Here is a 25,504-nt window from a genome sequence, read left to right as displayed (position 1 = left end):
TGGCTCCTGGTTGGGTTGTGGTTGAACGGAAAGATCAAACGGAGAGGTAGGCTTTGATGTGATCTACGTCGGTCTTGTCGCGCGCGGTCTCGTGCACGAGGCGGCCGCCTTCGATCACGAAGAGCCGATCAGCTACATCCATCGCGAAGCTGAGCACCTGCTCGGACACGACGATGGTGATGCCGCGCAGCTTGCGGATCTCGTTGAGCGCCTTGGCGATGTCCTTGATGATCGAAGGCTGGATACCCTCGGTGGGCTCATCGAGCAGCAGCACCTTGGGGTCGGTGACGAGGGCGCGTGCAATGGCAAGCTGCTGTTGCTGGCCACCCGAGAGGTTGCCGCCCTTGCGGCTCTTCATGTCCCACAGCACAGGGAACAGCGCGTAGATTTCTTCGGGGATGCGGCGGGTCTTCGAGTTCTCTAGGCCGGTCTGGATGTTCTCTTCCACCGTCAGCGTCGGGAAGATCATCCGGCCCTGCGGCACGTAGGCGATGCCCTTCGCCACTCGGCGAAAGCTCTCGTCGCGTGATACGTCCTGGCCCGCCACCTCGATACGCCCGCTCTTCAACGGCAGCACGCCCATGAGGCTCTTGAACAGCGTGGTCTTGCCCATGCCGTTGCGGCCCATGATGGCGATGGTTTCGTTGGCATGGCCCTCGAAGGAGATGCCGTGCAGGGCCTCGCTCTGGCCGTAGGCTACGTGCAGGTCTTCTACCTTCAGCATGATGTTGCTCATCTCATTGACTCCTGGTGTGTTCGTTCGGGGTGCGTGCGAAGAACACCGGGTACTCCCCTCCGCGAATGTCCCCCGGCCTTCGGCCTCCTCCTTTATTTCGCTGCGGGGAGCACCCGGTGCTCTTCGCACAATTGGCGCGGCGCTTGTGCGGACGGCTCAACCGCCGCGCTGAACGACAGCGCTTCATCTAGTGCCCCAGATAAACATCGATGACCTTCGGATCCGCCTGCACCTTCTCCATAGGCCCTTCGGCAAGGATCTTTCCCTGGTGCATCACCGTGACCTTGTGCGCGATCTGCTTCACGAAGGCCATGTCGTGCTCGATGACGATCACGGCGCGGTTCTGGCAGATGCGCTTGAGCAGGTCGGCCGTGAGTTCCCGTTCGCGCGCACTCATGCCGGCGATGGGCTCGTCGAGCATCAGCAGCTCGGGCTCCTGCATCAGCAGCATGCCAATCTCCAGCCACTGCTTCTGTCCGTGGCTCAGCAGACCGGCCTCTGTGTCGAGGCGATCGGCGAGGCCGATCTCCTCCGCAATCGCCTGCACCTTGGCCTTGACCTCGTCGTCGCACTTGAAAGCCAATGCGCCGAACACCGAGCGGCCCTTCGGGAACGACACCTCCAGGTTCTGGAACACGCTCAGGTTCTCGTAAATGGATGGTGTCTGGAACTTGCGGCCGATGCCCAGCCGCACGCGCTTGTGCTCGGCCATCTTCGTAAGCTCGGTGTTCTTGAACTTGATGCTGCCGGCGCTCGCGCGCGTCTTGCCGCAGATCAGGTCGAGCAGCGTGGTCTTGCCTGCCCCGTTGGGGCCGATGATCACGCGCAGCTCGTTGCGGTCGATGTACAGCGTGAGGTCGTCGATGGCCTTGAAGCCGTCGAAGGAGACGGTGAGGTCTTCCACGGCGAGCGCGAAGTCGGTGTTGCTCATGGGTGTGCTCCGTGCTCAGGCGCGCTGGCTGCCGACGCCTTCGGGCAGCGTGGGTTCGGGTTGTGATGCCGCGGTCGGCGCCATGGGTGCGGGTGCAGTTGCTGCAACTGGCGGCGGCTTGACAGCTGCATCGCGCAGCGCCTGCCGACGCGACTTCCACCACGGGCGGATCTTTTCTTCCCACACGCCCGCCAGCCCCATCGGGAACGCCATCGTCACGCCGATGAAGAGCCCGGCCATCAGGAACAGCCACAGGTCCGGGAAACTCTCCGAGAACAGCGTCTTGCCCGCATTCACCAGCAGCGCGCCGTACACCGCGCCCACCAGGCTCATGCGCCCGCCGACCGCGCAGAAGATCACCATCTCGATGGACGGCACGATGCCCACGAAACTCGGCGACATGAAGCCCACCTGCAGCGCGAACATCGCACCACCAATGCCCGAGAGCCCCGCCGCCAGGCAGAAGATGAAGACCTTGAAGTTCGACACGTCGTAGCCCGAGAAGCGCACGCGGTCTTCCTTGTCGCGCATGGCCAGCAGCAGCGTGCCCAGCTTGCTGGTCTGCACCCAGCGGCACAGCAGGATGCTCGCCACCAGCAGGCCGACGCAAACGTAATACAGCACGTACTTGGCGCCGTCGGTGCGCGTGTCCCAGCCCAGCATGGTCTTCAGGTCGGTCATGCCGTTCACGCCGCCTGTGTAGCCCTGCTGGCCGATGATGAGCACGGTGCAGATCAGCGCCACCGCCTGCGTGATGATCGCGAAATACACACCGCCCACGCGCCGCTTGAACATCGCGAAGCTCACGAGCCAGGCCAATGCCATCGGCGCCAACACCACCAGCGCAAGGCTCAGCGGCAGGCTCTTGAAGGGCAGCCACAGCGTGGGCAACTCGGTGATCTGGTTCCAGTCCATGAAGTCCGGAATGCCGGGCGTCGACTGGATCTTGGTCGTGATGGGATCAGAAGCTTCGAGCTTCAGGAACATCGCCATCGCATACCCACCGATGCCGAAGAACACGCCCTGCCCCAGGCTCAGCACGCCGCCGTAGCCCCACACCATGACGAGGCCCACGGCCACGAAGGCGTAGGTGAGGTACTTGCCCACGAGGTTGAGGCGGAAGATGTCGAGCGACAGCGGCAGCACCACCGCGAGCAGCAGCACCAGAAGCAGCAGGCTGCCGAGCTGGTAGCGCTGGATCGAGGCCTTGATGAAATTCATCGGAACGTTCTCCAGGAGGGAATCGGGTTCAACGGCGGACCTTGACTGCAAAGAGCCCCTGCGGTCGCATCATCAGAATCAGCACGATCAGCGACAGCGTCAGCACCTTGGCCATCGAGCCGGTCATGAAGAACTCAGAGATCGACTGCGTCTGCGCAATGCCGAAGGCCGAGACCACCGTGCCGAAGAGGCTGGCCGCGCCGCCGAAGGTGACGACCAGGAAGGCGTCGACGATGTAGAGCGAGCCCGAGGTCGGCCCCGTCGAGCCGATGGTGGTGAAGGCCGCGCCCGCCATGCCGGCAATGCCGCAGCCAATGGCAAAGGTCAGGCGGTCGGTCTTCTTCGTGTCGATGCCGGTGGCATTGGCCATCGTGCGGTTGGCCACGGTGGCGCGCACCCGCAGGCCCCACCGGCTCTTGTGCAGAGCGATGAGCACCCCGCCCGTGACCAGCGCGGTGAGCGCCAGCACGAACAGGCCGTTGATCGGAATATCGAGGCCTTCATGCGGCGTCCACGAGCCCATGAGCCACTCGGGCAGCGTGGGGCTCACTTCCTTAGGGCCGATGAAGGTACGAAAAATCTGCTGCAGGCCCAGGCTCACGCCCCAGGTGGCGAGCAGCGTGTCGAGCGGGCGCTTGTAGAGGTGGCGAATCAGCACCCACTCGACGATCCAGCCGACGATGAAGGCGAAGACGAAGGCCAGCCCGATGGCGATCGGGAAATAGTACGGCATGAACGCCGGCGCCAGGCTTTCGGTGACGCGCGCGGCCAGGTAGATCGAATAGGCGCCGATGGTCATGAACTCGCCATGCGCCATGTTGATCACGCCCATCTGGCCGAAGATGATCGCCAGGCCCAGCCCCATCAGCAGCAGCACCGCGAAGAGGCTCAGCCCCGCGAAGCCCTGCATGAGGCCGATGTTCATCATGTCCGACAGAGTCATGGCGAGAAGTCCGGAATGTTGGAGTTGCCCCCTCTCCCGCACGCGGGAGAGGGTTGGGGTGAGGGCCGACGGCCTGCTTACTGGCTTACTGGTAGCCCTTCGGAAACGGATCCGGCTTGATCAACTCAGCCGATTCAGCGACCACCTTGAACGTCCCATCAAGCTGCCCCTGCCCGATGCGCGCCTTGCTCCACAGGTGGTGGTTCGCATCCAGCTTCACGTAGCCTTCGGGCGCCGTCTTCAGCTCGATGCCTGGCGAACCCGCAACAACCTTGTCGACATCGAAGCTGCCGGCCTTCTCCACCGCCGCCTTCCACAGCCACGGGCCGAGATAGCCCGCCTGCGTCACGTCGCCGATCACCGCGTCCTTGCCGTACTTCGCCTTGAAGGCTTCCACGAACTTCTTGTTGTTCGGGTTGTCCAGCGTCTGGAAGTACTTCATCGACGAATAGAAGCCCGCGAAGTTCTCGCCGCCCACGCCCGTCATTTCGTCTTCCGTCACGGCCAGCGTCAGCAAGAATTGCTTGTCGCCCGTGATGCCCGCGGCCTTGAGCTGCTTGTAGAAGGCCACGTTCGAGCCACCCACCACTGCCGCAAAGATGCAGTCGGGCTTGGCCACCTTGATCTTGTTGATCAGCGAGTTGAAGTTGGTGTGGCCCAGCGGGTAGTACTCCTCGCCCTTGACCGAGCCCTTCTGGAAGTTCTCGATGTGCTTGCGCGCAATCTTCATCGAGGTGCGCGGCCAGATGTAGTCGGAGCCCACCAGGAAGAAGGTCTTGGCCTTCTTCTCCTTCGCGCCCCAGTCCAGGCCCCAGATGATCTGCTGCGTGGCTTCCTGGCCGGTGTAGATCACGTTCTTGCTCTGCTCCAGGCCTTCGTAGAAGGTCGGGTAGTACAAGAGGCCGTTCTCTTTCTCGAACACCGGCAGCACGGCCTTGCGCGAGGCGCTGGTCCAGCAGCCGAACACGGCGGCGCAGTGGTCGTTGACCAGCAGCTTCTTCGACTTCTCGGCGAAGGTCGGCCAGTCGGAGGCGCCGTCTTCCTTGATGACCTTGATCTTGCGGCCCAGGATGCCGCCCATGGCGTTGATCTGGTCGATGGCCAGTTGCTCGGCCTGGATCGAGCCGGTTTCCGAAATGGCCATGGTGCCGGTGGACGAATGCAGCTGGCCCACCGTTACTTCGGTGTCGGTCACGGCGAGCTTGGTGGTGTTGACCTTGGCCGTGGGGAACTGCCCCTGGCCGAAGCTCAGGCCGCTCAGGCCCATCACGGGCAGCGCGGCGGCGCCCTGCAGCAGACGGCGGCGGCGCAATGCCAGGGCATCGAGAGAAAGATCTGAATCACGCGACATCAGGAAACTCCAGGCAGGTTGTTGGAAAGTAGAGCCGCGCACCATCGCAGTGCATCGGACGGTGCCCCGAGCACCATGGCTGGTACTTTAGAAATCACCCGGGTTTGCGCGAATACGTCATTCAACGTAGCGGCGGGAACCCGCCCCACCCGCAGACTCCCGAGCCAGACATCGGTGGAAGAGAGTCACAGGGAGCGCTTCTTGCTGTACCTGCCCCATGCCACCGCCGCCGCGAGAACCCGCCATGCAATCCGTCTCCGGACAGAAGATCTTTCGCATCCGCCGCGACTACAACGCCTGGGTCGCGAACGAGACGCTGGAGGACTACGCGCTGCGCTACACGCCGCGCAGCTTTCGCAAGTGGTCGGAGTTCCGCGTGGCCAACGCGGCTTTCGGCGCCACCTCGTTCCTGGCGCTGGAGGCCATCGGCGGGGCCATCGCGCTGAGCTACGGCTTCTCGAACGCGCTGTGGGCGATCCTTGTCGTCGGGCTAATCACCTTCCTCACCGGCCTGCCCATCTCCTACTACGCGGCGCGCCACGGCGTGGACATGGACCTGCTCACGCGCGGCGCGGGCTTCGGCTACCTGGGCTCCACGCTCACCTCGCTGATCTACGCGAGCTTCACCTTCATCTTCTTCGCGCTGGAGGCGGCCATCCTCGCGCTGGCGCTGCAGATGTACCTCGACTGGCCGCTGTGGCTGCTGTACATGGTGTCGTCGATCGTCATCATTCCTCTGGTGGCGCGGGGCATCACGCTCATATCGGGGCTGCAGCTGTGGACGCAGCCGATCTGGATCGTGCTGTTCGTCTGCCCCTTTATCGCAGTGCTGGTGAAAAAGCCCGAGCTGTACGCCGACTTCACCAGCCTTGTCGGCCGCACCTCGGACAGCAGCGGCTTCGATCCGCTGATGTTCGGCGCCGCCGCCACGGTGGCCTTCTCGCTGGTGGTGCAGATCGGCGAGCAGGTCGACTACCTGCGCTTTTTGCCCGAGAAGACCGCCGCCAACCGCACTCGCTGGTGGACCGCGGTGCTCATTGCCGGACCGGGCTGGATCGTGCCGGGCATGCTGAAGATGATGGGCGGCGCGTTCCTGGCCTTCCTGGCGCTGCAGCACGAGATTCCGGCCAACCACGCGATCGAGCCCACGCAGATGTACCTCACGGGCTTTTCGTACGTGCTGCGCGATCCGGCCTGGGTGCTGGGCATCACGGTGCTGTTCGTGGTGATCTCGCAGATGAAGATCAACCTGACGAACGCCTATGCGGGTTCGCTCGCATGGTCGAACTTTTTCGCGCGGCTCACGCACAGCCACCCGGGGCGCGTGGTGTGGCTGGTGTTCAACGTGGTCATCGCGATATTGCTGATGGCGCTGGGCGTGTTCGCGGCGCTGGAGCACGTGCTGGGCTTCTACAGCAACATCGCCATCGCCTGGGTCGGCGCGCTGGTGGCCGACCTGGTCATCAACAAGCCGCTGGGCTGGAGCCCGAAGACCATCGAGTTCAAGCGCGCGCACCTGTACGACATCAACCCGGTGGGGCTGATGGCGATGCTGGTGGCAGCTGCGCTGGCCATGCTTGCCTACTCGGGCGTGCTGGGGCATTGGGCCCGCGCCTTCTCGCCCTTCATCGCACTGGTAACGGCCATGGCCGTGTCGCCGCTGCTGGCATGGCGTACGCGCGGGCGCTACTACCTCGCGCGCAACGACATCGACCGCTGGACGCCGGGCCAGAGCGTGAAGTGCTCGGTATGCGACAACAGCTTCGAGTCGGAAGACATGGCGCACTGCCCGGCCTACAGCGCGCCGATCTGCTCGCTGTGCTGCACGCTCGAATCGCGCTGCCACGACCGCTGCAAGACAAACTCGCGTGCGGCCGAGCAGATGAGCGGCTGGCTGCAGGCGCTGCTGCCGCCGGCGCTCTCTGCGCGGCTGAACTTCCGCGTGGCGCACTACCTGCTGATAGCCGCCTCGCTCATTGCGTTGCTGGCTACCGTGGTCGGCGTGGTCTATGCGCAGGAGGCGCTGGCGGGCACCAGCGATTCGGTCATGGCCACTGCCTTTCTCAAAGTATTCGCGCTGCTTTCCGTCGTGGCCGCGGTGGCCGCGTGGTGGGTGGTGCTGGGCAGCGAGAGCCGGCAGATGGCGCAGGAAGAATCGAACCGCCACAACAACCTGCTTGCGCTTGAGATCGAGGCACACCGCCGCACCGATGCCGCACTGCAGACCGCCAAGGAAGCCGCCGAGGCCGCGAACCAGGCCAAGACGCGCTATGTGGCGGGCATGACGCACGAGCTGCGCACGCCGCTCAACAGCATCCTGGGCTACTCGCAGATCCTGCTCAAGGGCGACGCCGTGACGCCGCCGCGCGAGGCGGTGCAGACCATTCACCGCAGCGGCGAGCACATGCTGGGCCTGATCGACGGCCTGCTCGACCTGGCGCGCATCGAGGCCGGCCGGCTGCAGCTGGAGCCCGCGCCGCTCGCGCTGCCGGCCTTTCTGGACCAACTCGTGCACATGGTGCGGCCGCAGGCAGAGAACAAGGGCCTGGCCTTCGTCTTCACGCACGCCGGGCAGTTGCCGCCATGGGTGCATGCCGATGCGAAGTGGCTGCGGCAGATTCTCATCAACCTGCTGACGAATGCAGTGCGCTTCACCGACAGCGGCACCGTCACGCTGCATGTGGATGCGCGGCGCGAGGTGCTGCGCTTCGACGTAGTCGACACCGGCATCGGCGTGGCGGCACAGGACCATCAGCGCATCTTCCTGCCCTTCGAGCGCGGTGCGGCGGGCCGCCGCCGCGGCGAGCCCGGCACGGGGCTGGGCCTCACGATCACCGGGCTGCTCACTTCGCTGATGGGCGGCGAGCTCAAGCTGGCCTCGACCTCTTCGCAAGGCAGCACATTCAGCGTGCGCGTGTACCTGCGCGAAGTGGCCGACCCCGGCCCGCAGGCCAGCAAGGCGGGCGCGCTGCGGCAGCCCGTGTCGGGCTACGTCGGCGCGCGCCGCACGCTTCTGGTGGTGGACGACCAGCCCGTGCAGCGCCAGATGCTCGCCGGCATGCTCGCCCCGCTGGGCTTCGAGGTGCGCGAGGCCGCAAGCGGCACCGAGTGCCTCGACAGCCTGCGCGAGGAGTTGCCCTCGGCCATCCTGCTCGACCTGACGATGGACGACATGGACGGCTGGCAGACCGCCGCGTCGGTGCGCGCCTCGGGCTTTCGCGACATCCCGATCATCATCGTCTCGGCCAACATGTTCGAGAACCAGAGCGAGCGGCTGCACGCGGCGGACTGCCAGGCCTTTGTGGGCAAGCCGGTGATCGAGTCGGCGTTGATCGCCACGCTGGAGCAGCACCTTGGCCTCGAATGGCTGTCGGGCAGCGACGCATTGCCGCCCACCGCTGCAGAAGACACGCCCCAGCGCCCGCGCCAGCTCGCCCTGTCGGAAGACGACCGCGCCGAACTCATGCGCCTCGTGCAGATGGGCCACGTGCGCGGCCTGCATACGGCGCTCGACCGGCTGGCAGCCGCCTCGCCCGCAGCGGCAACGACCTGCACCTGGCTGCGCGGCATGGTCACGCGCTTCGAACTCGACAACCTCCGCAACGCACTGGCCGAAGATGCAGACACCCTCGCCCCCTGAATCGTCATCATCATCCGAACGCCCCGTGGTGCTGGTAGTGGACGACGCGCCCAGCAGCCTCGGCATGCTGTGCGATACGCTGGAGGCCAGCGGCTACACCGTGCTGGTGGCGGCCGACGGCGAGGCCGCGCTGCAGCGGCTCGAACTGGTGGTGCCCGACGCAATCTTGCTCGACGGCCTGATGCCCGGCCTCTCGGGCTTCGAGACATGCAGACGCATTAAGGCCAACCCGGCGTGGGCGCACATACCGGTGCTGTTCATGACGGGACTGTCGGAAACCTCGCACGTGGTCGAGGGCTTCGAATGCGGCGGCGTCGACTACGTGGTGAAGCCGATCCGCGCGCAGGAGGTGCTGGCGCGGCTGCACACGCACGCGCGCAACGCGCGCATCACGCGCATGGCGCGCGACGCTGTCGACGTGGCCGGCATGGGCGTGGTGTTCGTCGACACGCGCGGGCGCATCGCGTGGCGCTCACCGCAGGCCGCGCTGTGGCTGCATGCGCTGGAAGACCCGGTGGCGCCGGGCCTGCTGCCCGCATCGCTGGAACCGGCGCTGGCGCCGGGCGCGGCCATTGCCATAGGCACCGCCACGGGCATGCGGCTGTCGGTGCGCAACCTCGGCGCGGCAGCGCTCGGCGAGACGATGCTGCTCTTCGCCATTCAGCGCGAAGGGCCGGCGGCCCGCCTAGCCGACGCCGCACTCACGCCGCGCGAGACCGAGGTGCTGTCATGGCTCGCCAAGGGCAAGACCAACCGCGACATCGGCGAGATCCTGGGCACCAGCCCGCGCACGGTGAACAAGCACCTGGAGCACATCTTCGAGAAGCTGGGTGTGGAAACGCGGGCCGCGGCTGCGGCGCTGGCGAGCGGTATGTAACCCCCATGGGGTAACTGCCCCAACGGCACTGGGCTATAGCTCCCGAATGCCCTGGTTGCACCCAGAATGGGCGTGCCACCGGAGAAATAGATGCTTTCAAGCCTTCTGCAGTTTCCTCCCCGCGAAAGTGCGTACAGGCGCAAGTTCCTGAACAACACGGACGAGAACCTCTTCATGGGTTCGTTCGAGAGCTTCGCAGCGGCCGAGGCCGGAGCGCCGCCCAGCAAGGCCGTTGGCTACGCCAATGCCGACGCGGGCGAGCTCTACAGCCCGCAGATCTATTTCTACGACTACCCCGGCCTCTTCTGGCTGGGCCGCTCCATCGATGCGGGCCTGACGCGCGTGTTCGACCTGGGCGGGCACGTCGGCATCAAGTACTACGCCTTCCGGCGCGTGCTGAGCTACCCCGACACGCTGCGCTGGACAGTATGCGACGTGCCCGGCGTGGTCGAGAGCGGCCGCGCGATGGCCGTCAAGCGCGAAGCGACCGAGCAGCTTGGCTTCACCACCGACTACCGCGATGCGAGCGGCTGCGACGTGCTGTATGTGTCGGGCAGCCTGCAGTATCTGCCGACCCGCATGGACGCGATTCTTTCCGCACTCGCCGTGAAGCCCAGACGCATCATCATGAACACCACGGCCGTGCACCCCGAGCGCACGATCTACACGCTCAACAGCATCGGCGTGGCCGTGTGCCCGTACCGCATCCAGCACCACGATGAGCTGCTGGCCGATCTCGCGCGCTCGGGCTACAGGAAGCGGGACGTGTGGCGCAACGAGGGCAAGCCGATCGAGGTGCCCTTCGTCGACGGCGGGGACAAGCCGTACTACGCGGGCTGCTGCTTCGACCTCATCACCTGATCGCCTGCTGATGCATAAGCCCGGTCAGGGAATGACGGCCGGCAGGTTCTGGTCGGCAATGTGGCGCTGCTCGGGCGTCATTGCGTCGTAGAGCTTCGACAGCGCATCGTTCACCGCCTGCAAGTGCCGGGCACGGTCTTGCGCCTGCGCGGCGCGCTGCTGTGCGAACTGCACGGCGGTCAGATCGTCTGGTGGCGCCGCGGCAGTCATACCGGCGCGGCTGGCCATATCCCACACCGCATCGGAGAAACGGTCCCACAGCTGGGACTGCTCGGGCGTGATCATGAGTTGCACGCGCAGGTCATAGAGCTTGTCGCGGATCTTGGCCGCAGCGGTTGCCGGCGTGGACAGGCCATCGCCTGTGCGCGGGCTCGTCGTGCTGTCGGGCCGCGTGCCGCGCCGGTTTCCACCGCCCATGCCACCGCCACCGCCGAATTGCGCAAAGCAATGGCCGCTCACGGCGACAAGGGCTGCGGCGAGCGCGAAGCGTTGCAGGGGTCGATTCATCATCATTGCGGGTTCCTTCGGATGCCAGGCCCTCGAAGGACCACCGCGCATTTCAGGCGCAGCGGCTGTCCCGGGCGTTGCGAGCCCGTAAACCCGGGGTAAAGCAGGCCGTCTTTACTTTTGGATCGAGCTTCCATCGGCGTCAAAAACATCTTGACGGCCTTCAAAAAGATATTAAAGTGATATCACTTTTAACGGAGGCTACATGCAAGAGAAGACCCCCACAACACCGCGCCAGGTCCGCAAGGAGCGCCCCTACCGGTCGATCAACGGCTACGGCGTGTCGGCCGTGGTGCTGCTGCTGATCGTCGTCGGCGCATGGGCGATCGTGCAGCGCCTGATGCCGCTGCCCATGAGCATTCTGCTGATCGTGATCGGCCTCGTGCTGATTCCGGGCCTCTACATGCTGCAGCCCAACGAGGGCATCATCCTCACGCTGTTCGGCGAGTACCAGGGCACCGACCGCACCGAGGGCCTGCGCTGGACCAACCCGCTGCAAAGCGGCCAGAAGATATCGCTGCGCGCGCGCAACCTCAACACGCCGCCGCTGAAGGTGAACGACAAGCGCGGCAACCCGGTGGAGATTGGCGCGGCGGTGGTATGGAGGGTCTACGACACGGCGCAGGCCGTGTTCGAGATCGACGACTACAACAAGTTCGTCGCCATCCAGGCCGAAGCCGCCATCCGCCACCTTGCCACGCTCTATGCCTACGACAGCGGCGACGACCTGCAGAGCGAAGAAACCACGCTGCGCGCCGGGCTCGACACGGTGGCCGACGCACTCAAGGACGAGCTGAACCAACGCTTCGCCAGCGCGGGCGTCGAAGTGCTTGACGCCAAGCTCACCCACCTCGCCTACGCCCCCGAAATCGCGCAGGTGATGCTGCGCCGCCAGCAGGCGGTGGCCATCGTCAGTGCGCGGCACCAGATCGTGGCGGGCGCGGTCGGCATGGTCGAGGCAGCGCTCAAGGGCCTGTCGGAGCGCAATCTCGTGGTGCTGGACGACGAGCGCAAGGCCTCGATGGTGTCGAACCTGCTGGTGGTGCTGTGCTCCGACCGAGAGACGCAGCCCGTGGTCAACACCGGTACGCTGTACACCTGAAGCCCGTCTCCCTATCCGCACCCGATGGCCAGTCCCGGAAAAAAATCCTACCCCCTGCGCATCGATCCGGCCCTGTGGGCCGAGATCGAACGCCTGGCGGCGCAGGAGCTGCGAAGCGCGAACGCGCAGGTGGAGTTCCTGCTGCGCGAAGGGCTGGCCAGGCGCGGACGGCTGCCCGCCACGGATGCCGGCAAGCCCGACGAGCCTGCGTCATCCCCTCAGTGATAACCCCGAATCTGCTGAAGGCCGAATGACAGCCCCAGCTTCTACGATGGTGGCAGCAGGCGACGCCCACGCCGCCGCCCTCTTTCTCCAGGAGACATCGTGAAGCCCCTTTCCTCTTTCACCCGCCGCGCAGCCCTTCCGCTGATTGCGGCCCTCGCACTCGCCGGCTGCGGCGGCCTCGGCGGCAGCAAGCCCGCCACCGGCGACATTCACGTCATGACCTCCGGCGGCTTCACCGCCGCCTACAACGACCTGCGCCCCGAGTTCGAGCGCAGCAGCGGCCGCACCGTGAAAACGGCATACGGCGCCTCGATGGGCAACGCCGACGATTCCATCCCCAGCCGCCTCGCGCGCAACGAGCCGGCCGACGTGGTGATCCTCGCGCGCCCCGCGCTCGATGCGCTCGTCGCCCAAGGCAAGGTGGTGCCCGGCAGCCAGGTCGACCTGGTGCGCTCGGCCATCGGCTTCGCGGTGCGCAAGGGTGCGCCCAAGCCCGACATCAGTTCCGTCGATGCACTGAAGCGCACGCTGCTCGCCGCGCCCTCCATCGCCTACTCGGCCAGCGCGAGCGGCACCTACTACGAGACCGAGCTGCTCAAGAAGCTCGGCATCGAAGACCAGGTCAAGCCCAAGAGCAAGCGCATCCTGAGCGAACGCGTCGGCTCGGTGGTGGCACGTGGCGACGCGGCGCTCGGCCTGCAGCAAGTGAGCGAGCTGCTGCCCATCGCAGGCATCGACTACATCGGCCCGCTGCCGGCAGAAGTTCAGCAGGTGACGGTGTTCTCTGCCGGCGTGGCCACCGCATCGAAACAACCCGATGCGGCGCGCCAGCTGATCCGCTATCTCAGTTCGCCCGCTGCCGCACCCACCATTGCCAAGACGGGGCTAGAGCCGCTGACTGCGCCGTAGACTGCCACGCATTTCCAACAACTTTCATCGACGACCCAAGCCATGACGATCTCCCCCGCCCTCGTTTTCGCTTTCGCGCCCAGCGGCACGCTGCGCGCCTCGATCAACCTCGGCAACCCGATCCTGGCCAACAAGGACGCGGCCAGCGGCCAGCCGGTCGGCGTCTCAATCGACCTGGCGCACGAGTTCGCGCGGCGGCTCGGCGTGGGTGTCGAGCTGGTGGTGTTCGAGAAGGCGGCGGCTTCGGTCGATGCGGTGAAGAACGAGAAGGCCGACATCGGCTTCTTCGCCATCGACCCGGCACGCAGCGAAGGGCTGCTGTTCACCGCGCCCTATGTGCTGATCGAGGGCAGTTACCTCGTGCCCGAAGCCTCGGCGCTGACCGACAACGCACAGATCGATGCGAAGGGCCATCGCATCTCGGTCGGTTCGGGCAGCGCCTACGACCTGTTCCTCACGCGCGAGATCAAGGCTGCCGAGATCGTGCGCCTGCAGGGCGCAGGGCCTGCACTCGCGGCGCTGCGTTCCGGAGAAGTCGAAGTGGCAGCCGGCATCCGCCAGATGCTCGAAGGCGAAGCGCAGCGCGCACCCGGCGTGCGCGTGCTGCCGGGTCGCTTCATGGTGATCCAGCAGGCCATGGGCACGCCGGCCAGCCGCGGTGCCGAAGCACAGGCACTGCTCGCTGCCTTCGTCGAAGAAATGAAGGCCAGCGGCTTCGTGGCCGATGCACTGAAGCGCCACCGCATCGAGGGCGCGAGCGTGGCGCCCGCGGCCTGACGCGCCGGCGCTTCATCCAGTCAGAGCTTGTACGCCTCCACCGGCCCCCGCGAATAGAACAGGAAGTAGCCCGTCGAGGTCTGGAAGCCGTTCTTCTGCCAGCCCGCCGGCACCTTGAAAACGCCGAGCTGCTCGCTCGCCATGCCGACGAAGGCGGTGTTCTCCTTGTCGGTGGTGATGCGAGTCCATTGCTCGCGCGTCACCGGCTTCATCTGCATCTTCGGTTCGCTCCACTCGGGCGTGCGCACCTTGTCGCGCATCACGTAGCGGTCGCCCTGCTTCTCTATCTTGATCAGCTCCTTGAGCGCGCCGTTCTGCTTGACGGCGTAGGTGCCGACCAGTTCGGCCTCGGGTCCGCTGCTGCTGCTGCTGTTGCTTGCGCCGCAGCCGGCCAGCAGCAGCAATGCCGATGCTCCGGCAGCCAGCCATTTCAATGCTGTGTTCATGATTGATCCTCGTGCGATGGGGCGCGCACCACCCGCATGCCGGACAGCGCGCGCCGGTTCAAACAACGCTCAGCGCTTGTCGTTCTCGCGCAGCTTCAGGCTGCCCTGGAAGCGCAGCGCGTGCGGGTACTCTTCCTTCTCGACCCCAGCATCGACCGCCGCCATCTTCTGCTGGCTCACCTGCGTCTTGGCCAGCAACGTTGCCGGTAGGTTGACCACGCCCTTGATCTGGTCGTACTGAGCCTGCGTGATGCGCCCCACGCTCAGCAACCGGAACGCGTCGCGCTCGATGTTCAGCAGCAGCGGCTTGTTGCTTGCAAAGCTCTGCGCCTTGGCCAGCAATGCGCTCCACGACTGCGCGCTGTAGTTGCTCACGTAGTAGTCCTGCCCGGTCGGCCCGGCCAGCACGGCCGTGCAGCCGGGCAACTCGACCTGCGTGCTGTTGTTCGACATCACGAAGGTCTGGCGCTTTTCCATCGCATCGCCGTACGCCAGCGTGACGGGAACGGTCCACGTCGAGGCCGGGTACACGTTCTGATTGGGGAACGACTCCTGCGTGATGTTCACGTAGGTGCTGTTGCCCGCGCACTGCGCATCGACCGTGAGCAGCGGAATGCCGGTCTGGCGGATGAGGCTGTCGCCGATGTCGCTCACCTTCTTGTCGGTGGCCTTCTCCAGCGAACTCCACAGGCGCGAAGGCGTGACGTTGCCGTACGCGTAGTCTTTCAGGTAGATCTGCAGGCCCTTTTGCATCGCCTCTTCGCCGATGTAGTTCTGGATGGTCTCCAGCACGTGGCTGCCCTTGTTGTAGACGAAGATCGACGGGCTGATGAAGCCGAACGAACCCGCGTCGTTGAGGTTGCGCTGCACCGGCACCGCCGTATTCTTCAGGTCTGCCACGATCACGTTGTGCTTGTCCAGCACGTAGTCGGAGAAGCTGTAGTACTCGGGGTGGAACTTGATCGTGGTGCGCCTTTCGAACCAGCGCGCGAACGACTCGTTGAGCCACACGTTGTCCCACCAGTCGAGCGTGACCAGGTCGCCGAACCACTGATGCGCCACCTCATGCGTGACCACCGTCACCGAATACAGCGTGGGCGTGTCGCCCGGCTTGGTGAGCACCGAGTCGGCAAACTCGAAGATCGAGCCCCAGTTCTCCATGCCACCGAAGCCGGTGTTGGGCTTGTTGTTGTAGCTGTCGTTGGCCGCGACGGTGTCGAACTTCTTGAAGGGCAGCGGGATGCCGGTGTACTTGTAGTAGTAGTCCATCGACACCTTGGTCCACTCCATCGCGAACTTGGCCCAGTCGGCGCGGCCCGGTGGCGTGAACCAGCGCAGCGGCATGTCGCTGCCGTCGAGCGGGTTCTTGAAGTTGTCGGCCAGTATGTCGAACTTGCCGCCACCGAAGAAGGTCAGGTACATCGGCATCGAAGGCGTCTTCTCGAAGGCCACGCGCTGGTAGCCATCGGGCAGCTTCGTTGCTTCGGTCTGCGCGCCGTTCGACACCGTCTTCCAGTCGCCCGGCACCTCGGCCGATATCTCGAAGGTGTGGCGGAAGGCCGGTTCGTCCCAGCCCGGGAACCACTGCCGCGCATAGTTGGTTTCGCCCTGCGTCACGATGGCGTCGCTGCTCACGCCCTCGGGCGTCGAGAGGCCCACCTTGAAGATGCCTGTGGCAGCAGAGCAGAACGGGTTGCGCGCCACCTCCGCGGGCGGGCAGTACTCGGCGTCGGAGAACTGGATCTTGCCGTCCCACTCCATGTGCAGCAGGTACTTGCCCTTGGCGATCTGGCCGTCGTTCAGCCGCAGCTGCACGAAGTCGCCCAGCGTCTGCGGCGTGGGGATCAACGGAATTGCCTCGCCGGGGTTCGACACCTTGCGCAGCGTGGTGCGGCCCTTCGCAAAGTTCAGGTTGTGCGCGGCAACGACGATGGCGTCGACCGGCTTGAGCACTTCGATCTCCACGTCGCCACGGCCCACGAATGTCTTGAGCGCCGCATCGGGACGGAACCACAGCTTGTAGTTGCTGGGCCAGATGGTGTCGGGCAATTCCATCGGCTTGGCCGAACGATCGACCGCTGCAACGGCAGCATTCGCCGCATTGGGCACACCGTCGTCGGGCGTCTTCGAGGTGGGGTCGGACACGGGTGCCGAAACAACGGAGTCCGACGGTGCGCTGAGGCCGGTGCCGGTGCCGCCGAGCGAAGCGCCGCCACTGTCTCCACCGCCGCCGCATGCCGTCAGAACGGCAAGGGTCACTGCGGTGATGGCAAGATGATTGACCACGGGGGTACTGAATTTTTTCATGATCGCCTCTGAGTACTCTTGGTAAGAAGAAACATGCGCCGTCCTGCATGCGCCCGGCGGATAGCCTGCGATGCGCGTAACGCGCGCGGTGATGAGATGAACAACGGGGTTATCTGGAAAGAAAAACGGGCAACACAGTGCCCTCCCGGCGAACGCTTTCGTTCGTCAGGACCGCACAGTCATGCAAGGTCACACCGCGTGCGAGGCGGTGGTCCCAGGATGCGAGGCGTAAGAGGTTCCATTCCCGTCAGACGCGGGGTGATGGGATGCAAGCGCGGGGCTTGTAGTGCGAAGGCTCGCGCTCAGTGCCGGCGCATCTGCGCGGTGCGTTTCCGCGAAGCGGAAGCGGCACGAGCCATGTCGGTTATGGCAAGACTTTCTGCGGCTCTTGTCGTTGGTTTCACGCGCATTCCCTCGTCCATTGATGTGCGCCAGTTTTAGCTGAACGAACAAGTCAGCTCAACGAATCGCGGAACTTTTCTCTCTCTAAATGTTCGCGTTCCATAGGCCGAATGGCGTCATGGCATGCAGCGCATGCCGTGCGATATGTAGATGGTTCTAGCGCCGAAACACCTGCTCACGCAGATGACAGAAATCGGCCGCATGCGCTGTGACTGCATGGCCACAGTACGAAGGTACAAGCCTTCGAAAAGCTCAGGAAAGCTGTGAACCTGAGACTGCTGCAGCGCCGTGCGTGCGGTCGCGCAGCCACAGCAAGAGGCCGCATGCGAACACCACAACCTGCGTGCCGATCAACAGCGCAAAGCCCGCGAAGAAACCGGAGGCCGAAGCCGCCGATGCAGCGGCCGTGCTCGCAGTGCCCGAGACATGCGACACCGCACTGATCACGCCGCCCATCAGCGCCGGCATGAAGCCCGCAGCGAGGCTGCCCGCGCCGTTGGTCACACCGAACGCACTGGCCGTGTGCTCGGGCCGCGAGCAGTACTGCACCGTGCTCGGAATGGCCGGGCTCTGAAGGCCCCAGAAGAAGTTGGCTGCAACAAGACAGCATGCGGCCGCGTACGGATCGCGTGCATTGATGGCCATCAGCACCGACAGCGCCACGCCCGCGCTGGCGCTCATGAAGATGAAGGGCACGCGCTCGCGCCCGACCTTGTCGATGAGCACGCCGCCCACGAACACAGCAAGCACCGTGGCGTACTGCGGCAGCGAGGCCAGCCAGCCCATCTCGCGCATCGAGAAGCCGCGCGCCTCGCGAAGATACGTCGGCAGCCAGTTGCTGCTGCCCCAGAGGTAAGCCAGCGCGGCCGATGTCAGCAGCGTGATGAGGAACAGGTGCCGCGTATGCAGCGCGCCCTTCACGATGCCGCCCACGCGCGCCATCGCCTCGCCGAACGACGAAGGCTTCACGCCATCGGCATGTGCGGGCGGCATGCGCACGAAGGCCAGCACCAGCGGAATGCCGAGCACGATGTTCAGCACACCCAGCACATGGAACGATGTGTCCCACGCAAACTGCGTGAGCAAGTAGCCGACCAGCGGATACCCGATGGCCAGCCCCAGCCCCGTGCCCATGTTCACGAAGGCATTGGGCTTGCCGTTTTCATCGCTGCGGAAATGCGCCTTGATGTACGCAGAGGCCAGCGAGAACAGCGGCCCTTCCGACACGCCCAGCAGGACGCGCGAGGCCAGCAGCATGCCGTAGCTGTGGAACATCGGCGAGGCCCACGTCACCACGCCCCAGAGGATCAGGCCAAAGACCAGGCTGCGCCGCACGCCGAAGAGCGCCGAGCAGAAAGGCGTGAGCACAAAGGCCGACACACCATAGCCCAGCATGAAGGCCGTCGCCAGGAAGCCCTGGCTCACGCGGTCGCTCGCTGCAATGCCAACATGGTCCAGGAACGCGGCATCGGTGATCAGCACTGCGATGTTGATGCGATCCACGTAGGAGATCGCGACGATCACGAACAGCGTGATGACACCGTACCAACGAAAGTTCTTGCTACTGCTGATGCTGTTGCTCTGCATGACCTGTCCTGCCGATGTGGGAGTGGTGACGCGCCCCGTGCGCCTAGAACATGTGGCGCATGCCGAACTCGGTGCCGCTGGAGGCGCGGTTCGGCGCGGTGATCGCGCCCGAGAGAGCTTGCGACGCACCATTGCTGTTGCTGATGCGCGCGATGGTGGCGTACAGCGCGGTGCGCTTCGACAGGTTGTGCACGTAGCCGATCGCCAGCTTCGACGAGGTGGGCTTCAGCACCGCACCGGTAGGCTCCAGCCGGTAGCGCGCATACGAGGCCTTGATCTCGCCGGGCCCGATGGGCAGTTGCAGGCCGATGAGCGCGCCCTTGGCATCGGTCGTGCCCTTCGACTCCTTGTACAGCTCGCTCGTGAGCTTGAGGTTCATGAGCGCGGCATCGAAGGTGTAGGACGCGCCGAGGTTCGTCACACGCAGGTCGCCGCTCGCATAGCGCGTGCGGCCGGTGGCCAAGGCGATGTTGAGCCCGCCGCTCTGGTAGCCGAAGCGTGCGCCCGTGTGGTCGCCGTCATGCTCGTTGGATACCCGCGTGCCCGGCAGCACCGAGTTGGAATCGTTCTCGCCCATCGCGTACATCACCTGCCCGTAGAAACCTCCAAGGTTGGCGGGCAGCAGGTAGCCGATGCTGTTCGAGGCGCGCGTGCCCGTGGGTGCGACGAGGCCGCCCAGGCCCGAGAAGTAGATCTGGTTGGCGCCAATGCCACCGCCCGTGCCGAAGGGGTCGAAGATGGCGGTGTTCCAGAACGCCGGCACATAGTCGCGCCCCAGCCGCACTTCACCGAACGGCCCTGCGAGGCTCACGGTAGAACGGCGGTTGAAGCTCAGCACACCCGCGGTGCCGTTGCCGCTGGCCTGGTTGTTGGAGTTCGACGGAAAGCCCGTGCCGCTGTCGTTCTGCAGGCCCATCTCGAGCCAGAAGTTGGCCGAGTAGCCACCGCCCAGGTCTTCGGTGCCGCGAAAGCCGAGGCGGCTGAACATGTTGCCGCTGTTGGTCAGCTGCGTCTTGTGGGCCGAACCATTGCCGCTGCCCTTGGTGTAGGTGACGGCTGCGTCGACCACGCCGAAGAGCGTGAGGGAAGATTGGGCCAGCGCTCCGCCAGCCGTGCTGGCCGCAGCCAGCGCGATCAAGTAGTTTTTCATTGGATTTCTAGGGGGTGGTTTTTCTCTGGCTGCGGGTCTCGCCTCAGATGTCGAGCACCAGCCTCTCGCCCTTGCAGCGGGAGACGCAGATCATCATGGTCTTGTTGGACGCACGTTCGATCTTGGTGAGGATGCCGTCGTGATGGTCGACCTCGCCTTCGAGCACGGCCGTTTCGCAGGCGCCGCACACGCCTTCCTTGCAGCTGTGGTCGGGGTTGAGTCCGGCGTCGATCAGGCTGTCGAGAATCGACTTGCCCGCCGGCACCTCGACGCTCTTGCCGCTCTTCGCGCACTGAACCACGTAGCTCTGCGTGGCGCTGGGCGCCTCCACATGCACGGCGGCGAAGCGTTCGATGTGCGCGTTGGTGTAGCCCAGTTGCTCGCAGCTCTTCTCGAAAGCATCGAGCATCGGCGTAGGGCCGCAGCAGTAGTAGTGGCTGGCAGCGCCCTTGCCCGACAGCAGCTCGGCCAGGTTGGGCGGCGCACCCTTCTCGTCGTCGAAGTGCCAGGTCAGCTGCACCGACTTTTCCTTCGCGAGCGCTTCGATGGCATCGCAGAAGGCCGCTTCCTTGCGGGTGCGCGCGCAGTACAGGATCTCGACCGGCTCGCCGATGGCCACCAGCCGCTGCAGCATGCACCAGATGGGCGTCACGCCGATGCCACCGGCCACGAGCACCGAGCGTTCGGCGCCCTCTTCCAGCTTGAAGTTGTTGCGCGGCGCCGAGATGGGCAGCGTCATGCCCACGCGCAGCTGCTGGTGCACGTAGCGCGAGCCGCCGCGACTCTTGCGGTCGTTGAGCACGCCCACCACGTAGCGCTGGCGGTCGCTCGAAGGGTTGCACAGCGAGTAGCTGCGCACCAGCCCGTTGGGCAGGTGCAGGTCGATGTGGGAGCCGGCCTCGAAGGCAGGGAAATCCACGGCTGGCGTGGCCGGCCTGAACTCGACGCTCACGATGCCGTCGGCCTCGTAGCGCATGGTGTGCACGAGGGCGTTCAGCGTTGGGGAAGACATGGCGAAGCTCGCTCCCGATCAGGCTGTTGCGGCTTCCGCCAGCTGAGCCTGCGCCAGATTGCGCATGTGGCGGCGCAGGCGAACGATGCCAAGGTCGTGCTGGTACAGGTTCTCGTGCTGGTTGGCGTCGGCTTCCATCTCTTCGAGCATCACGCGGTCTTGCTCCAGCACGTGCCAGTGGCGCGCTTCCAGCCGGTTCTTGTAGAGAAAGCGCCAGGTGTCGCGCTGCCAGCCCGGCTGCAGCTTGCGCACGCGCCAGAAGAAGGTGGCCGTCATGCCCTTCACGATCGGCGAGAACGCGCCGATGATGATGAAGTTGCCGCCGGGGCCACCGGTCTTGGGGTACGGAATCTCGAGGCGCATCCAGTGGATGCCGGTGTCGGCCCACTCGGTCCAGTCGAAGTTGACGTTGCGCTGGCCTTCCTTCTCGAACACGAAGCCGATGTCGGTCGGGCGAATGCCGAACTTCGCGCTCGAATCGCCCTCGGCCATCGAATGCGACTGCTTGTGCAGGTAGGTGCCGTGCATCGGGTCCATCACGTTGTCGAGCACGTAGCGGTAGTCGCCCTTCCACTCGGTGTAGCAGAGGAAGCTCGAATACTCGGCGTCGTCGGTCAGTTGCTCGGGCAGCAGCAGCGGCGGCGGAATGTCGACTGGCTCTTTCGAGTTGTAGAGAAACACCGCGCCCGCGCGCTCCTGCACGTGGAAGGCCCGCGTGGCCTTGGAGCCTTCGAGCTTGCAGCCGGGGCTGCCGGGCACGCGCGTGACGACGCCGTCATGCCGCACCTCAACGCCGTGATACGGACACGAGAGCCTGTCGCCCAGCACCACGCCCTGCGACAGTGGCGCGCCGCGATGCGGGCAGCGGTCTTCCAGCGCATGCAGCACGCCTTCGCCGTCGCGCCACAGCGCGATCTTGCGGCCGAGGCGGCGCAGGGAGATGGGGTTCTCCTTGATGAAGTGCGAGGGGCAGATCGGATACCAGAGGTCCTTCAGGCCGATCTCCAGAAGATGATCGACCGGATCGGCGGGAACGGGTTGGATGGCGATGGTCATGGTGGGGTCTCCTCAGGCGGCCAGCGCGGCCATTTCCTTGCGGTACAGCGCCTCGGTCCACTGTTGGCCGCCCGGCGTGGCGAGGCCGCTGTCGTTGAGCCGCTGCACAAGCCCGGCGAGGTCATGGATGCCATCGCCGAAGGCGCGCTCGATCACATCGCCCAGCAGGTCTTCGTAGGTGGTCGCGGGGCGCTGGCGCGCCTGGTGCGGTTGCAGGTATCGGTCTTGGGGTTGCATCGTGAGCCTCCGTGGGGTGAGGTGAAGCGAGGTGAAATGAATCAGGCGGCGGCCATGGCCGGGGTTGCGAGCGGCGCGGTCCAGGCGTCGTAACCGTAGACCCAGTCGGCATTGCCGCCTTCGCGCAGCCAGTTGTTGCCGCGCGAGCCGAGCTGCACCTGGCCGGCGCGTTCGATGCGCGCCTTCTCGAAGCCTTGCAGCGCAGCGGGAATGTCGGCCATGGCCACGCCTTCGAGGTGACGCGAAAGCACCACCGCGTCTTCGATGGCCATGCCCGCGCCCTGTGCCATGAAGGGCAGCATCGGGTGCGCGGCATCGCCCAGCAGCGCCATGCGGCCTTGCGCCCAGGCGGGCATCGGGTCGCGCTCGTACAGCGCGGTCTTCAGCACCGTGTCGCAGGCGTCGAGCAAGGCGCGCGCCTCGGGGTGGTAGGCCACGTACTGCTCGCGCAGCTCGTCGACGCTGCCCGGCGCGGTCCACGATTCGAGGTGCCAGGTGTCCTGCGGCGTGGTGGCGAAGATGAAGATGTCCTTGCCGCGGTTGAGCGGGAACGTGACGATCTGGCTCTGCGGGTTGGGGCCCCACCACTTGGTGAAGGCGCCGAGGTTGGGCACGCCGGCCACGCGCTCTGCAGGCACCACGGCGCGGTACGCCACGATGCCGGTGAAGCGCGGGCTCTCCGCGCCGAACATCGCGGTGCGCACGCACGAGTGGATGCCGTCGGCGCCGATCAGCGCGCCGACGCGGGCGCTGGTGCCGTCGGTGAACGAGATGCTCACGCCCTTGTCGTCCGCCGCGATGCTTTCCGCGCGCTTGCCGAGCGCGACCTGCTCCGCCGGGAACATGTCTGCCAGCGCGGCCAGCAGGTCGGCGCGGTGGATAGTGAGCTGCGGCGCGCCATAGCGCTGCTCGGCCGAGTCGGCCATTTCCAGGCGCGAGGTCTCTTCGCCCGTGTCGTAGGTGCGGCTGATGCGGTGCGACGGGCGCGCCGCCGTCACGCGGGCCGCCTCGCCCACGCCGAGGCCGTCGAGCGCGCGCACGGCATTGGGCGTGAGGTTGATGTCTGCGCCGACGCGGGCGAACTGCTTGGCCTGCTCGAACACGATCACGTCGTGGCCCGCGCGCCGCAGCGCAATGGCAGCCACGAGGCCGCCGATGCCGGCGCCGACGATGCCGATGGTGGATTCGCTTGTCTTCATGGGAGCTTCCTTGCGCGTGCGGCCGGCTTACTCGGCAACGATGTTGCGGGCCTTGATGATCCTGGCCCACGTGGCCGTCTCATCGCGGATGTAGGCAGCGAACTCGGCGGGCTTCATGGCCGCGTCGGTCATGCCCTGCACTTTCAGGCGCTCGCGCACATCGGGCTGCGACAGGATCTCGGCCGCGTCCTTCGCCAGTTGCTCGACCACGGCGGGCGGCGTGCCCTTGGGCGCCATGAGGCCGTACCACGAGGTCACGGTCACGCCCTGGATGCCCTGCTCCGCCAGCGTCGGGATGTCGGGTGCGGCGGGGCTGCGCTTGGCCTCCGTGATGCCGATGGCGACCAACTTGCCCTGCTTCAGGAAAGGCAGCGTCGCGGGCAGGTTGCTGAACATCAGCGGCACCGAGCCGCCGAGCACGTCGTTGAGCGCGGGCGGCGTGCCCTTGTAGGGCACGTGCAGCATGTCGATGCCGGCCTGCTGCTTGAACAGTTCGCCCGCCAGGTGCAAGCCGCTGCCCACGCCGGGCGAGGCATAAGACAGCGTGCCGGGCTTGGCCTTGGCCTGCGCCACCAGATCCTTCGCACTCTTGATGCCCGATGCGGGCGACGCCACCAGCACATTGGGCGCCTTGGCCAGCATGGTGATCGGCACGAAGTCCTTCGCCATGTCGAACGGGAAATTGGGCATCAGCGTCGGGTTGATGGTGACGTTGCCCGCCGGGATCACCAACAGCGTGTGGCCGTCGCCCTTGGCGCGCTTGACCTTCTCCATGCCGATGTTGCCGGCCGCGCCCACCTGGTTGTCGACCACTGCCGCCTGTCCATAGCGCTTGGCAAGACCATCGGAAAGCACGCGGGCCAGCATGTCGACCGGGCCGCCGGGCGGGAACGGCGAAATGATGGTGAAGCGCTCGCTGGCGAGCTGCTTCTGGGCCTCGCTCTGCTGCGCGTGCACGGGGGCGGCGAGCGTGAAAGCTGCCAGCGCGGCGAACAGAACGGAGAAGGAGAAACGTCGTTGCATGAGGGTCGAGGGAATCAGGGGATTCATTTCTTTTCGGTCAGGAAAGCGCCCTTCGGGCCTTCCGCGTTCTTCTGGCGGCGCGTGTTGCCATCGAGGCCCCCATCCACCGCCCATTCGGCGAACACCGTCGGGCCCGGCTCGAACTCGCGCGGCTGCCATTCGGCCGTAAGCTGGTCTTCATCGGCGTAGTACTCGATGAGGCCGCCCGCCGGGTTCTTGAAGTACCAGAAGTACGCGGACGACACCGGGTGGCGGCCCGGGCCCAGTTGCGTTTCCCAGCCGCGGCGCGAGAAGTGCAGGCCGCCGCCGAACACCTCGTGGATATCGCGCACGGTGAAGGCCACATGGTTCAGCCCGCGCTTGCCCGAGGGGATCTGCAGCAGGAACAGGTCGTGGTGGCCGCCCTCTGCTGCGCAGCGCATGAAGGCGCCGCGGTTCGGGTAGCTGTCGGACGCCACGAAGCCGAAGCGCTGTGCGTAGAACGCGCTGGTGACCTTCACGTCGCTCACGAAGAACACGACGTGGCCGACTTCGATGGGTGTCGCACGTTCGTAGATCGGTGCGGCCTGGTTGATGCGCGGCTTGGCATTCCAGGTGTTCATGGCGGCGCAATCGACTTCCACCGCGCGCCTGCGGCTGACCTGCAGGCGCACGGCCAGGCCATTGGGGTCGATGCAGCCGATGCGGCGTGCGCCGTCGATCGTGCTGTCGAAGAAGGCCGGGTCTTGCGCGATGGCGGCGGCGTAGCGGTCGAGATCCGCATCGCTGTCCACGCCCCACACCACTTCGCGCAGCGTCGGGCCCTCTTCCATCGCGGGCGGCAGGCCCGGCTTGTCCAACGCCGCGACGACTACCTTGCAGCCGTTGAGGCATTCGAAGACGAGTTCGTCGGCGGCTTCCGACTTGAGTGCGAGGCCCCAGTCCTCGAAGAACTGGCGGCATGCGGGCAGGTCGTCCGCGCCGTAGGTGATCTGGTCGATGCCAAGTACGCTCATCGTGTGCTCC

23 protein-coding genes are annotated in these 25,504 nt (G+C 65.6%); 7 read left to right on the top strand and 16 right to left on the bottom strand.

The genetic code is table 11. The features are described from left to right. Positions 1-34 precede the first annotated feature (34 nt). The 5 genes from urtE to urtA form a co-directional block, all read right to left on the bottom strand. Positions 35-724, bottom strand: coding sequence for an urea ABC transporter ATP-binding subunit UrtE (urtE, locus tag ACSFBF_RS00915; protein WP_093075114.1), 690 nt, complete (start codon positions 722-724; stop codon positions 35-37). 199 nt (positions 725-923) lie between these two features. Continuing rightward, positions 924-1,667 carry an urea ABC transporter ATP-binding protein UrtD gene (gene urtD / locus ACSFBF_RS00910; RefSeq protein WP_093073602.1) on the bottom strand — a complete coding sequence of 248 codons (744 nt, stop codon included), beginning with the start codon at positions 1,665-1,667 and terminating at the stop codon, positions 924-926. 15 nt (positions 1,668-1,682) lie between these two features. Beyond that, a complete protein-coding gene (urtC, locus tag ACSFBF_RS00905) occupies positions 1,683-2,888 on the bottom strand; it encodes an urea ABC transporter permease subunit UrtC (protein WP_435464497.1) in 1,206 nt (401 codons plus the stop codon). A gap of 28 nt (positions 2,889-2,916) precedes the next feature. Then, positions 2,917-3,831: an urea ABC transporter permease subunit UrtB gene (gene urtB / locus ACSFBF_RS00900; RefSeq protein ID WP_435464495.1), complete on the bottom strand. Its 915-nt coding sequence runs from the start codon at positions 3,829-3,831 to the stop codon at positions 2,917-2,919. An 85-nt stretch (positions 3,832-3,916) separates the two neighbouring features. Next, positions 3,917-5,182, bottom strand: a complete 1,266-nt coding sequence (gene urtA, locus ACSFBF_RS00895) for an urea ABC transporter substrate-binding protein (protein WP_435464494.1) — start codon at positions 5,180-5,182, stop codon at positions 3,917-3,919. 244 nt (positions 5,183-5,426) lie between these two features. Here urtA and ACSFBF_RS00890 point away from each other — a divergent pair, with 244 nt between their 5' ends. From ACSFBF_RS00890 to ACSFBF_RS00880, 3 genes are all read left to right on the top strand, one after another. Further along, positions 5,427-8,822: a hybrid sensor histidine kinase/response regulator gene (locus tag ACSFBF_RS00890; RefSeq protein WP_435464492.1), complete on the top strand. Its 3,396-nt coding sequence runs from the start codon at positions 5,427-5,429 to the stop codon at positions 8,820-8,822. Then, positions 8,800-9,699, top strand: coding sequence for a response regulator (locus tag ACSFBF_RS00885; RefSeq protein WP_435464491.1), 900 nt, complete (start codon positions 8,800-8,802; stop codon positions 9,697-9,699). The genes ACSFBF_RS00890 and ACSFBF_RS00885 overlap by 23 nt, the downstream gene beginning before the upstream one ends. 90 nt (positions 9,700-9,789) lie before the next feature. After that, complete coding sequence (locus tag ACSFBF_RS00880) at positions 9,790-10,560, top strand: TIGR04325 family methyltransferase (protein ID WP_435464489.1); 771 nt, start codon at positions 9,790-9,792, stop codon at positions 10,558-10,560. 24 nt (positions 10,561-10,584) lie between these two features. On the opposite strand, the gene ACSFBF_RS00875 is transcribed toward ACSFBF_RS00880, so the two are convergent. Then, positions 10,585-11,070: a Spy/CpxP family protein refolding chaperone gene (locus tag ACSFBF_RS00875; protein WP_435464488.1), complete on the bottom strand. Its 486-nt coding sequence runs from the start codon at positions 11,068-11,070 to the stop codon at positions 10,585-10,587. A 202-nt stretch (positions 11,071-11,272) separates the two neighbouring features. Between ACSFBF_RS00875 and ACSFBF_RS00870 the strand changes: the two genes are divergently transcribed. The 4 genes from ACSFBF_RS00870 (at position 11,273) to ACSFBF_RS00855 (ending at position 14,080) form a co-directional block, all read left to right on the top strand. Continuing rightward, positions 11,273-12,169 carry an SPFH domain-containing protein gene (locus ACSFBF_RS00870; protein ID WP_435464486.1) on the top strand — a complete coding sequence of 299 codons (897 nt, stop codon included), beginning with the start codon at positions 11,273-11,275 and terminating at the stop codon, positions 12,167-12,169. A gap of 24 nt (positions 12,170-12,193) precedes the next feature. Continuing rightward, positions 12,194-12,394: a type II toxin-antitoxin system antitoxin gene (locus tag ACSFBF_RS00865; protein ID WP_435464485.1), complete on the top strand. Its 201-nt coding sequence runs from the start codon at positions 12,194-12,196 to the stop codon at positions 12,392-12,394. 96 nt (positions 12,395-12,490) lie between these two features. After that, positions 12,491-13,303, top strand: a complete 813-nt coding sequence (locus ACSFBF_RS00860; RefSeq protein ID WP_435465868.1) for a substrate-binding domain-containing protein — start codon at positions 12,491-12,493, stop codon at positions 13,301-13,303. 42 nt (positions 13,304-13,345) lie between these two features. Beyond that, complete coding sequence (locus tag ACSFBF_RS00855) at positions 13,346-14,080, top strand: transporter substrate-binding domain-containing protein (protein ID WP_435464484.1); 735 nt, start codon at positions 13,346-13,348, stop codon at positions 14,078-14,080. Between the two features lie 20 nt (positions 14,081-14,100). Here the strand turns inward: ACSFBF_RS00855 and ACSFBF_RS00850 are convergent, their stop codons facing one another. The 10 genes from ACSFBF_RS00850 to ACSFBF_RS00805 all read right to left on the bottom strand — a co-directional run bounded on the left by ACSFBF_RS00850 (position 14,101) and on the right by ACSFBF_RS00805 (position 25,494). After that, positions 14,101-14,526 (bottom strand): hypothetical protein, encoded by a 426-nt coding sequence (locus ACSFBF_RS00850; protein WP_435464483.1) that lies wholly within the window; start codon positions 14,524-14,526, stop codon positions 14,101-14,103. 69 nt (positions 14,527-14,595) lie between these two features. Beyond that, positions 14,596-16,833 carry a M1 family metallopeptidase gene (locus ACSFBF_RS00845; protein WP_435464482.1) on the bottom strand — a complete coding sequence of 746 codons (2,238 nt, stop codon included), beginning with the start codon at positions 16,831-16,833 and terminating at the stop codon, positions 14,596-14,598. A 654-nt stretch (positions 16,834-17,487) separates the two neighbouring features. Then, the gene (locus ACSFBF_RS00840; protein ID WP_435464480.1) at positions 17,488-18,822 is read right to left on the bottom strand and encodes an MFS transporter; all 1,335 of its coding nucleotides are present in this window, start codon (positions 18,820-18,822) and stop codon (positions 17,488-17,490) included. A gap of 43 nt (positions 18,823-18,865) precedes the next feature. Further along, a complete protein-coding gene (locus ACSFBF_RS00835; protein WP_435464479.1) occupies positions 18,866-19,972 on the bottom strand; it encodes a porin in 1,107 nt (368 codons plus the stop codon). Between the two features lie 43 nt (positions 19,973-20,015). Continuing rightward, a complete protein-coding gene (locus tag ACSFBF_RS00830) occupies positions 20,016-20,984 on the bottom strand; it encodes a PDR/VanB family oxidoreductase (protein WP_435464477.1) in 969 nt (322 codons plus the stop codon). A gap of 18 nt (positions 20,985-21,002) precedes the next feature. Continuing rightward, the gene (locus ACSFBF_RS00825; protein WP_435464476.1) at positions 21,003-22,040 is read right to left on the bottom strand and encodes a Rieske 2Fe-2S domain-containing protein; all 1,038 of its coding nucleotides are present in this window, start codon (positions 22,038-22,040) and stop codon (positions 21,003-21,005) included. A 12-nt stretch (positions 22,041-22,052) separates the two neighbouring features. Further along, positions 22,053-22,277 (bottom strand): recombinase-like helix-turn-helix domain-containing protein, encoded by a 225-nt coding sequence (locus tag ACSFBF_RS00820; protein ID WP_435464475.1) that lies wholly within the window; start codon positions 22,275-22,277, stop codon positions 22,053-22,055. Between the two features lie 41 nt (positions 22,278-22,318). After that, positions 22,319-23,476, bottom strand: coding sequence for an FAD-dependent monooxygenase (locus ACSFBF_RS00815; RefSeq protein ID WP_435464474.1), 1,158 nt, complete (start codon positions 23,474-23,476; stop codon positions 22,319-22,321). Between the two features lie 27 nt (positions 23,477-23,503). After that, positions 23,504-24,499, bottom strand: coding sequence for a Bug family tripartite tricarboxylate transporter substrate binding protein (locus ACSFBF_RS00810; protein WP_435464472.1), 996 nt, complete (start codon positions 24,497-24,499; stop codon positions 23,504-23,506). 23 nt (positions 24,500-24,522) lie between these two features. Continuing rightward, positions 24,523-25,494 (bottom strand): VOC family protein, encoded by a 972-nt coding sequence (locus tag ACSFBF_RS00805; RefSeq protein ID WP_435464470.1) that lies wholly within the window; start codon positions 25,492-25,494, stop codon positions 24,523-24,525. Positions 25,495-25,504 lie beyond the last annotated feature (10 nt).

Source organism: Variovorax nivicola, from assembly GCF_051216475.1.
Lineage (GTDB): Bacteria > Pseudomonadota > Gammaproteobacteria > Burkholderiales > Burkholderiaceae_C > Variovorax.
The sequence above is the reverse complement of the archived record's forward strand: the minus strand, read 5'-3'. Positions and strand labels throughout refer to the sequence as shown.